We start from the raw sequence: 7,289 nt of genomic DNA on the forward strand, positions 1-7,289 counted from the left end.
GGCGATGAAAAATAAATGAGGCTTTCAAACGAAAAATCAGAATTGTCTCATAAAAGAGAAGAAGAATACTTGATAAACTGTTTGGAATTAACATTCAAATTTGGATATAGTTTAAAGACTGGAAATCAGGTTGTATATTTATTAAGATCTGAGGAAGTCATTGAAATAGGAAAACCAGTTAACCCTAAAACATTTTGGTATGAGACTTGGTTGAAATTAAAAAGTTTTTATGGTGCATTATGAATACTAATCTTTAAATCCCATGAAAATAAATACGGAAAAAGACAATTAGAAAGTGGACCCAGCCAATAGGTTTTTTAACAAAATAACGAACAAGGAAAAGCTGATATTTTGAGTACTTTTAACACTTATAAAAGTCTGGACCAATCCATACGTAAACCAAGAAAACTGCTCCCATTATTAAAACAATAAAATAATAACGATAACAAGTCGATTTTCATGGTTCTCTCCAAAAAAAAAGAGCCAATTATCCTCGGAGGTTTGTCATATACACGAGGATAGTTTAGCTCATAAAAATGAAATGTCCACTAACTCTTCATTTTTTATGTGGATTAACTGTAGTTTCCAGAAGGAGGAAATTTCTACAATTTATATATGGCTGGATATACCTGCATCCAAGTACATCCTATGAATTAATATAACCAAGATTTAAAAAATATTTAGTTCGGAAAAAGAAAATAAAAAAGCGTCAAAAATGACGCATTCAAGAAAAGAGAAAATATGCATGTTCTCAACCACTTTATTTTATGTAACCTGTTCAAAAAATGAAATGGACACACGCAGTTATTTTTAATCTGTTCGGTAGAAAAGAAAACCCTTTTGAGGATTGTTACAGGTTCACACTACGATAAGAAAAAAGAAGAAGATTGATTTTTATGCTTATCGAAGCTTAGATAGCCATACCTACCATTACCATTTAAAACGTAAGTAATAGCTTTTTCTTGGTCGAATGTTTTATCAATAACCTTGCCAGTTTCTTTTTCAAACACTAGGAAATATGTCATATAAATCAATCCTTTCGGTGTTAATTCTAAATTATATGCGCTAATGCTAGGCTAATTCCTAAATAGAAAAAATTACAAATTTAAAATGAGTTAGTTCGTACTACGAAAATTAATCGAATTTTGCTCAAAATTAATCCGAAAATATTCCAAAAAGATTACGGTAATAAGTCGTGTTGTTTGGATTTATACGTGTTAAATTTATATCATCGGGAATTGAGTAAGGGACAACCCTTTCAGTTCCTTTTTTTCATTTTATCGAATACTCCAAGCCTGGTTATGGCAGACGGTTCGCTCATGTCGTTGTCCATCGCTCATACCCTCTTAACCCTCCGGGAAACGGTGATCCCAGCGGCTTAAGGAATGGATCGGGACGATTTGCCATCTGCCGCAGTAAAGGTTGATATATAAAAGCAGCTGATGGCACAACCGGGAGTGTTCGTGCAAAGGGAGTGACCTGATAAGTCTCTCTGGCTATGCACCTTCAGCTGCTTTTGTATGTTTTGAGAAATTGTAATAATTTTGTTGGTTTTAGAAGGAAAATGTCTCCTTTTGTCAAATTGTTATAAAAAAGGAGGAATTGTCATTTGAAAAGGAAAAATCACTGGATAAGGAAATTGGTCCAAAGTTTTTAGATAAATTAAAGTTAATCCAAGATAATGCTGCGCTTGTTGTTACGATTCATTTGTATACTGAGTATTGGATTAATCGAATATTAAAAGAGAAAAAGAAGAATCCGGGTGAAATTGTAAAAAATGAATCTTCTTACAGTGTGAAATTAGACTTTGTGTATAACATGGGGTTTATTACTGACCAGCTCTTTTCGAATTTAAAGAAGTTAAACAAACTAAGAAATAAATGCGCTCATCAACTAGATTATGATTTTGTAGATATGGATTGTAATTATACCCTGTTTAGTATTCCAGATGATATTAAACTGGATAAGATTCAAAACATACATGATAGGTTGGTATGGATTGGAATAGCTACATTTGGGGTTTTACATAATCATTGCATGACCAACTTGAATATAGGTAATGAATGAAAGCATCCTTCGAGGGTGCTTTTTAAATTGACACAAAACATTAACAATAAACAACAGGTTATGACATTCATTAGTCGAATTCCTTTCAACGAGGGAGGAGATGTATTATGTCAAAGTTATTAGAGTTAGTTGATGAAAAGAAATTTGGAAAAGGTGCAATTGGTTTTGATAATGGCTTTATGATTAATTCTCACGATGATATGGTAGATTATTTAATTGTTGAATTTGAAGACAGGTTTGAAGTGTACTTAAATATTTATGACAACGGTAAAACACCGAACAGGGATTTCTTAGCGGAAGGACTAGCAGAGGACCTTGAAGAAGCGAAGGAGATCGCTGTTCGTAATTTAGAGAAAATTGCTTATCAAAGCCATTAAATATCATTCTTTTAGCATCCAGTTATGAGTGCTTTTTTTATAGATTTTCCTCGACTGTTCTCTAATTAGAGTACAGTCACATATGCGTTCACTGTTCTCTAGTTAGAGTACAGATCTGTTCTCTACGTGGAGTACAGTACTGTTCTCGACGTCGAGTACAGTCAAAATTTTTCCTACATTATATGCAAAAGTCCTAAAGAAAAATATAAAGAAAAATATAAAGAAATATACTTGCAACATGTAATTGCAAGGGAGAATTCTTTATTGAAACATCTGTTTAAAGACAGGTGTTTTTATTTTGTAAAAGAGGTGAGCTTATGAAACTGATTGATCATTTATCTAAAGAACAGATCCTGCAGCTGAATAAGTTTAAAGCACAGTCACCTAAGAATAAGCAGCAGAAGAAGAAGGGTAAGCAGGAAAAGATTAACTGGGCTGAGATTATGGGAATGTCTAGGCAAACCCACTATAAAAAGAATGGAGCGTGGAGAGGGAAATGAAAAAACTAATGAGCTTAACTATTTTAATCGGAACAGTATTGGTTGTATCCTCTGGTTGTTCATCACTAGAGAGAGCGAGCAAGGATATTAAATCAGAATATGGTGGAGGTCTTAACCGAATTGTTACCGTGTATGACAATGCTGGCCATGTCATAAGGACTTACGAAGGCAGGATTGACATTGCTAACCAAACAGATTCAGAAGGTGGAACAACCGGTTCCGATAAAGTTAAGTTTGAAGTCAATGGCAAAAGAGTTATTCTTTACAATGCTACTGTGGTTGTGGAGGAGAAGTAAATCAGACATGGCTAAACATCGGTACTACGACAAATACAAACGCAATAAAGAAGCACGTGCATTCTATAAGAGCGCTGCTTGGTTAAACTGCAGGAAGATTGTTCTTATCCGTGACACCTATCTCTGTCAAGAATGCTTACGCAAAGGGAAGATAACCGCAGCCAATACGGTTCACCATATCAAACACTTGGAAGAGTATCCTGACCTAGCGTTAGATATTGATAACCTGGAAACTATCTGTCGGCCTTGTCATAACAATGAGCATCCTGAAAAAGCATATACCAAAAAGGAAAAGCAGCAGCGAAAAATCAATGCTATTAAAGTAAAAGCAAATAAAGAAATTTATTAGTCATAAAAGATAGATATTGCGAACTAAGGGAGTAAAACATAGATAGTATCTTCCCTTATCATACCAAAACCACCCTAGAAAGGATGGTTAGTGAAAATGGACAAGACTTTTTATTACTCTATATCTTATGCATGTCCTGAGAAGGTGTATAGGCATTAATTTAGGAGGAACTATTTTCCCCATAATTTTGCCAAATCAAGAGGAACAATCTCTCGGCCATTAATTTGTTTATGAATTATAGGGTTTTCGAAGGGGGCGTAAGTATTCTCACTATCTTCTTCGGAATGTTGTGCACGTACATCAACACCTAGAATATTTTTTATGTATTTGTTGTACGACATTTTATTCAGCTCCTTAATTTGATTAATACTAATTTCTTGGAATTAAAAAAATTCAAGAGAAGTTGTGCAGGAATAAGATTAATAACGCTTTATGTTATTAAAAAAGACTACTCAAGTAGATGAGTAGTCCCGGTAAAGAAAAATGACAGTATCTCATTTAACTTTTTGTTTCGCATTAAGGTATAGTACCGTTACAGAAATATTTATTGTTGATTGTACTGTGGTTCTTCAGCTTGAATTTCTTGAAGACGTGGTTCAAGGCTATTTAGAACTGATTCTGTTTGTTGGGCAGCCTGTTGATAAAGTTGTTTTGCATTTTGGTTATCAGTTGCTAAAGCAAAGGTTTCAAAGCTTGCTTGAGCACTCTTTAAACTTGCTAAAGCGGTTTGAACATCTTTTCCAACTGTCATTTTAAGACCTCTTTTCAAAAAATTTGAAATAACAAAAGTAGTATGCGTAATATGTATTAGCTTAATTCGTACTACGAGAAAATAACGATTTTTAAATTGTGTGAAATTCTAAAACAATTAGCCCCCCTGGGTTTAAAATAATTTTTATCATTTTTACGGGCCGGCGGGGTCACCATCACGCGCACCACGATTATTTTTTTCATGAAAGGGGGGTAATCCAAATGGCAGTTCCTACGGCTATTAAAATTCGCGAATACCTTGGAGATAATTACAAAGAGTCAGACGATGAGTTGATAAAACTTTATCTGGAAACTCACCAGTTTTACCGAAGGTTGCAAAAAGAGGTTAAAAAACATGATCTCATGTATGAATACACTAATAAAGCCGGGGCGACTAACTTAGTTAAAAACCCCCTTTCAATTGAATTAACAAAAACAGTACAAACCTTAAATAACTTACTAAAATCCCTGGGACTTACGCCAGCTCAACGAAAAAAATTTAAAGATGGACATGGAGCTGGTAACGATGACGACGACGATTTCGACGAATTCTAAACCAGCAGAGATTGCAAAATGGTATATAACATGGCGTAAGGAACAAGTAAGGCAGTTTTACATTCTCGAAAGACCATCTCCTTCTTTAAAAACAACTTGGTACGCTGAACAAGTTGTGAAAGGGAATATAAAAGCAAGTTCAAAAAATATTCAAGCCTGTCAAAGGCACCTGGATGGTCTAAAGAGGCAAGGGACAGAAGACTTTCCATGGGTATTTGATGAGGAAAAAGCTCATAGGCCTATTCGATACATTGAAAAATTCTGTAAACCATCCAAAGGGGATTACGATTCTTTAGTTCTTCAACCATGGCAGCATTTTGTTATTGGTTCGCTTTATGGGTGGGTTCACAAAGATATTGGTGTAAGGCGCTTTCGTGAGGGCCTAATTTTTATTGGTCGTAAAAATGGAAAAACTACTATGATTTCCGGTTTATCCAACTATGCAGTTTCAAAAGATAATGAACCTGGAGCCCGTGTTTATGTGTTAGCTAATACAAAACAGCAGGCCGGGGAATTATTCGATGAAAGTCGGGCAATGGTACAGAAATCACCTCAATTGCGAAACATCTTAGGGAAAATCAAAAAGGCATATTTTACGATAAAACAAAATCAAGAATTGAGCCAAGAGCATCTGACAGTAAAAAATTAGATGGATTAAATACACACCTTGGGATTTTTGATGAAATTCATGAGTTTAAAAACTTCAAACTCATCAATGTTATTAAAAGGTCGCGTGCAGCCAGAAAACAACCTATGATTGTCTACATCACTACGGCCGGCACCCAGCTTGAAGGACCACTTGTTCAGTATTATGAAATTGCAGCTGATGTGTTAGATGGTGTGATTGAACAGGATAGAAAATTCTATTTCATGGCTGAATTAGACAGTGTGGATGAAATAGAAAATCCGGAAAATTGGATTAAAGCAAATCCAAATATGGGTGTTTCGCTTGATCTACCTTCGTTAATTGATGACTGGAATACAGACAAGCACACAGAAGCTGAAAAAAATGACTGGATCACTAAGCAATTTAATATTTTTGTAGATAATGATGAAATGTCATTTGTGGGCATTGATATCTTAAAACGCAATGATGATGTGATTAATTCGGAAAATCTAAATGGCAAAGAGTGTATAGGAGGATACGATTTATCTTCTACTGAAGACTTTACAAGTGCTTGTTTAGAATTTCCGATGGAAGATGGTAAAATTTTTGTCCTTTCCCATAGTTGGGTGCCACAAGCGAAAGTTGATAAAGATAACGAAAATATTAATTTTAAAGAATTTGAGGAAAAAGGCTGGTTAACTATTATTCCTGGAGAATACGTGAAATATGAATATATATTTGATTGGTTTGTAGAAAAATCAAAACAATATTTCATAAGAAAAATAAAGTATGACCCTGCTAATGCTTACCGTTTAAATGAGGATTTAAAGTCATATGGGTTTGAAACTGATGTTGCGCGGCAGGGGCATTTTACTTTAAGTCCGGCCTTAAAAGATGTAAAACAACTATTGTTTGATGGGAAAATAATTAGCAATAAAAATCGTCTTTTCCGTTGGTATACAAACAATGTAAAGCTTGTGGAAGATAGAAATGGGAATTGGCTTCCTACAAAACAAAGTCGCTACCGTAAAATTGACGGTTTTGCGGCTTTTTTAAATGCTCACACTGAGGTAATGACAATGATGGTCCAGCCTCAAGGTGGCGGAGAAATCAATTTTGTGTCCGTTAGTGATTTATTTAAGTAATTGGCACTGTTAATGAATAATGTTGATTTCCTTCTTCTACTAACTGGGAGGTTAGTGGAGGAAGGAATACTAATATCCTCCCTAGAATACTAATGAAACGCTTATTAAATAAATGCGGTGAGAGATATGAATTTATTCTTCTCTGTTTTATGTCTTCTTTGGGGAATTGTAATAATATTTAACTCTATTTTCAAATTAAAAAGAGAAAATTATAAAGAAAAGTTTCATTTTTTAGGTGCTGGTGACGGTTCTGTGGAATCTTCAATATTTGAATTTCTATTTAGTTTGGTGACTTTCTTTCCTTGGTGGATTGTAAAAGGATTTGTCATTATTGTTGGTATCGCTTTTGTGATTTTAGGAGTTCTAATTTTTTGAAATGTTTGTTCAACTAAAGATGCAGATTAGTGTAACAAGAAGATAGTAAATCATTGACTGTACTAATCATTTTTGAACCCTAGCGCTATGATAAATTATGAAAATACCGTAAATAAAATAACAGCAAGGAATACACTTAATAATATAGGCAAGTATCTATTCCTCCTTCAACATGGAAACATACATTATTTTTGAAACAACTTGAGGAGGAGATAAAAATGGAAAGAATGTTTGGAATGGGCATGGGAGGATTCCCAGGAATGGGCAT

General features: G+C 34.4%; 9 protein-coding genes and 1 pseudogene. 8 read left to right on the forward strand and 2 right to left on the reverse strand.

Going from position 1 to position 7,289, the window contains the following annotated elements:
* The first annotated feature begins 1,602 nt into the window (after positions 1-1,602).
* The 5 genes from BIV60_RS13870 to BIV60_RS13890 all read left to right on the forward strand — a co-directional run bounded on the left by BIV60_RS13870 (position 1,603) and on the right by BIV60_RS13890 (position 3,589).
* A complete protein-coding gene (locus tag BIV60_RS13870) occupies positions 1,603-2,067 on the forward strand; it encodes a hypothetical protein (protein WP_071356331.1) in 465 nt (154 codons plus the stop codon).
* A gap of 107 nt (positions 2,068-2,174) precedes the next feature.
* The gene (locus tag BIV60_RS13875; RefSeq protein ID WP_071356332.1) at positions 2,175-2,444 is read left to right on the forward strand and encodes a hypothetical protein; all 270 of its coding nucleotides are present in this window, start codon (positions 2,175-2,177) and stop codon (positions 2,442-2,444) included.
* A gap of 317 nt (positions 2,445-2,761) precedes the next feature.
* Entirely contained in the window at positions 2,762-2,944 is a 183-nt protein-coding gene (locus tag BIV60_RS13880) for a hypothetical protein (RefSeq protein ID WP_071356333.1), read from the forward strand.
* A gap of 8 nt (positions 2,945-2,952) precedes the next feature.
* Complete coding sequence (locus tag BIV60_RS13885; protein ID WP_177177302.1) at positions 2,953-3,240, forward strand: DUF5052 family protein; 288 nt, start codon at positions 2,953-2,955, stop codon at positions 3,238-3,240.
* A 7-nt stretch (positions 3,241-3,247) separates the two neighbouring features.
* Positions 3,248-3,589: an HNH endonuclease signature motif containing protein gene (locus BIV60_RS13890; RefSeq protein ID WP_071356335.1), complete on the forward strand. Its 342-nt coding sequence runs from the start codon at positions 3,248-3,250 to the stop codon at positions 3,587-3,589.
* A gap of 170 nt (positions 3,590-3,759) precedes the next feature.
* Here the strand turns inward: BIV60_RS13890 and BIV60_RS29700 are convergent, their stop codons facing one another.
* Both BIV60_RS29700 and BIV60_RS13895 read right to left on the reverse strand, forming a co-directional pair.
* Positions 3,760-3,930 (reverse strand): hypothetical protein, encoded by a 171-nt coding sequence (locus BIV60_RS29700; RefSeq protein ID WP_177177303.1) that lies wholly within the window; start codon positions 3,928-3,930, stop codon positions 3,760-3,762.
* 203 nt (positions 3,931-4,133) lie between these two features.
* The gene (locus tag BIV60_RS13895; protein ID WP_071356336.1) at positions 4,134-4,340 is read right to left on the reverse strand and encodes a DUF1657 domain-containing protein; all 207 of its coding nucleotides are present in this window, start codon (positions 4,338-4,340) and stop codon (positions 4,134-4,136) included.
* A gap of 221 nt (positions 4,341-4,561) precedes the next feature.
* Between BIV60_RS13895 and BIV60_RS13900 the strand changes: the two genes are divergently transcribed.
* The 3 genes and pseudogenes from BIV60_RS13900 (at position 4,562) to BIV60_RS13910 (ending at position 7,021) form a co-directional block, all read left to right on the forward strand.
* Positions 4,562-4,894 (forward strand): P27 family phage terminase small subunit, encoded by a 333-nt coding sequence (locus BIV60_RS13900; RefSeq protein ID WP_071356337.1) that lies wholly within the window; start codon positions 4,562-4,564, stop codon positions 4,892-4,894.
* A pseudogene (locus BIV60_RS13905) lies at positions 4,866-6,646 on the forward strand (terminase large subunit). The gene BIV60_RS13900 and the pseudogene BIV60_RS13905 overlap by 29 nt, the downstream one beginning before the upstream one ends.
* Positions 6,647-6,772: 126 nt before the next feature.
* Positions 6,773-7,021 carry a hypothetical protein gene (locus BIV60_RS13910; protein WP_071356338.1) on the forward strand — a complete coding sequence of 83 codons (249 nt, stop codon included), beginning with the start codon at positions 6,773-6,775 and terminating at the stop codon, positions 7,019-7,021.
* Positions 7,022-7,289 lie beyond the last annotated feature (268 nt).

The sequence above is a fragment of the Bacillus sp. MUM 116 genome (genome assembly GCF_001866655.1).
Classification (GTDB): domain Bacteria; phylum Bacillota; class Bacilli; order Bacillales; family Cytobacillaceae; genus Neobacillus.

What these genes read in the sequence shown, in the direction of transcription:
- BIV60_RS13875 (WP_071356332.1), top strand. Translation starts at nt 2,175, where the DNA reads ATGTCAAAGTTATTAGAGTTAGTTGATGAAAAGAAATTTGGAAAAGGT.
- BIV60_RS13880 (WP_071356333.1), top strand. Translation starts at nt 2,762, where the DNA reads ATGAAACTGATTGATCATTTATCTAAAGAACAGATCCTGCAGCTGAAT.
- BIV60_RS13885 (WP_177177302.1), top strand. Translation starts at nt 2,953, where the DNA reads ATGAGCTTAACTATTTTAATCGGAACAGTATTGGTTGTATCCTCTGGT.
- BIV60_RS13890 (WP_071356335.1), top strand. Translation starts at nt 3,248, where the DNA reads ATGGCTAAACATCGGTACTACGACAAATACAAACGCAATAAAGAAGCA.
- BIV60_RS29700 (WP_177177303.1), bottom strand. Translation starts at nt 3,930, where the DNA reads ATGTCGTACAACAAATACATAAAAAATATTCTAGGTGTTGATGTACGT.
- BIV60_RS13895 (WP_071356336.1), bottom strand. Translation starts at nt 4,340, where the DNA reads ATGACAGTTGGAAAAGATGTTCAAACCGCTTTAGCAAGTTTAAAGAGT.
- BIV60_RS13900 (WP_071356337.1), top strand. Translation starts at nt 4,562, where the DNA reads ATGGCAGTTCCTACGGCTATTAAAATTCGCGAATACCTTGGAGATAAT.
- BIV60_RS13910 (WP_071356338.1), top strand. Translation starts at nt 6,773, where the DNA reads ATGAATTTATTCTTCTCTGTTTTATGTCTTCTTTGGGGAATTGTAATA.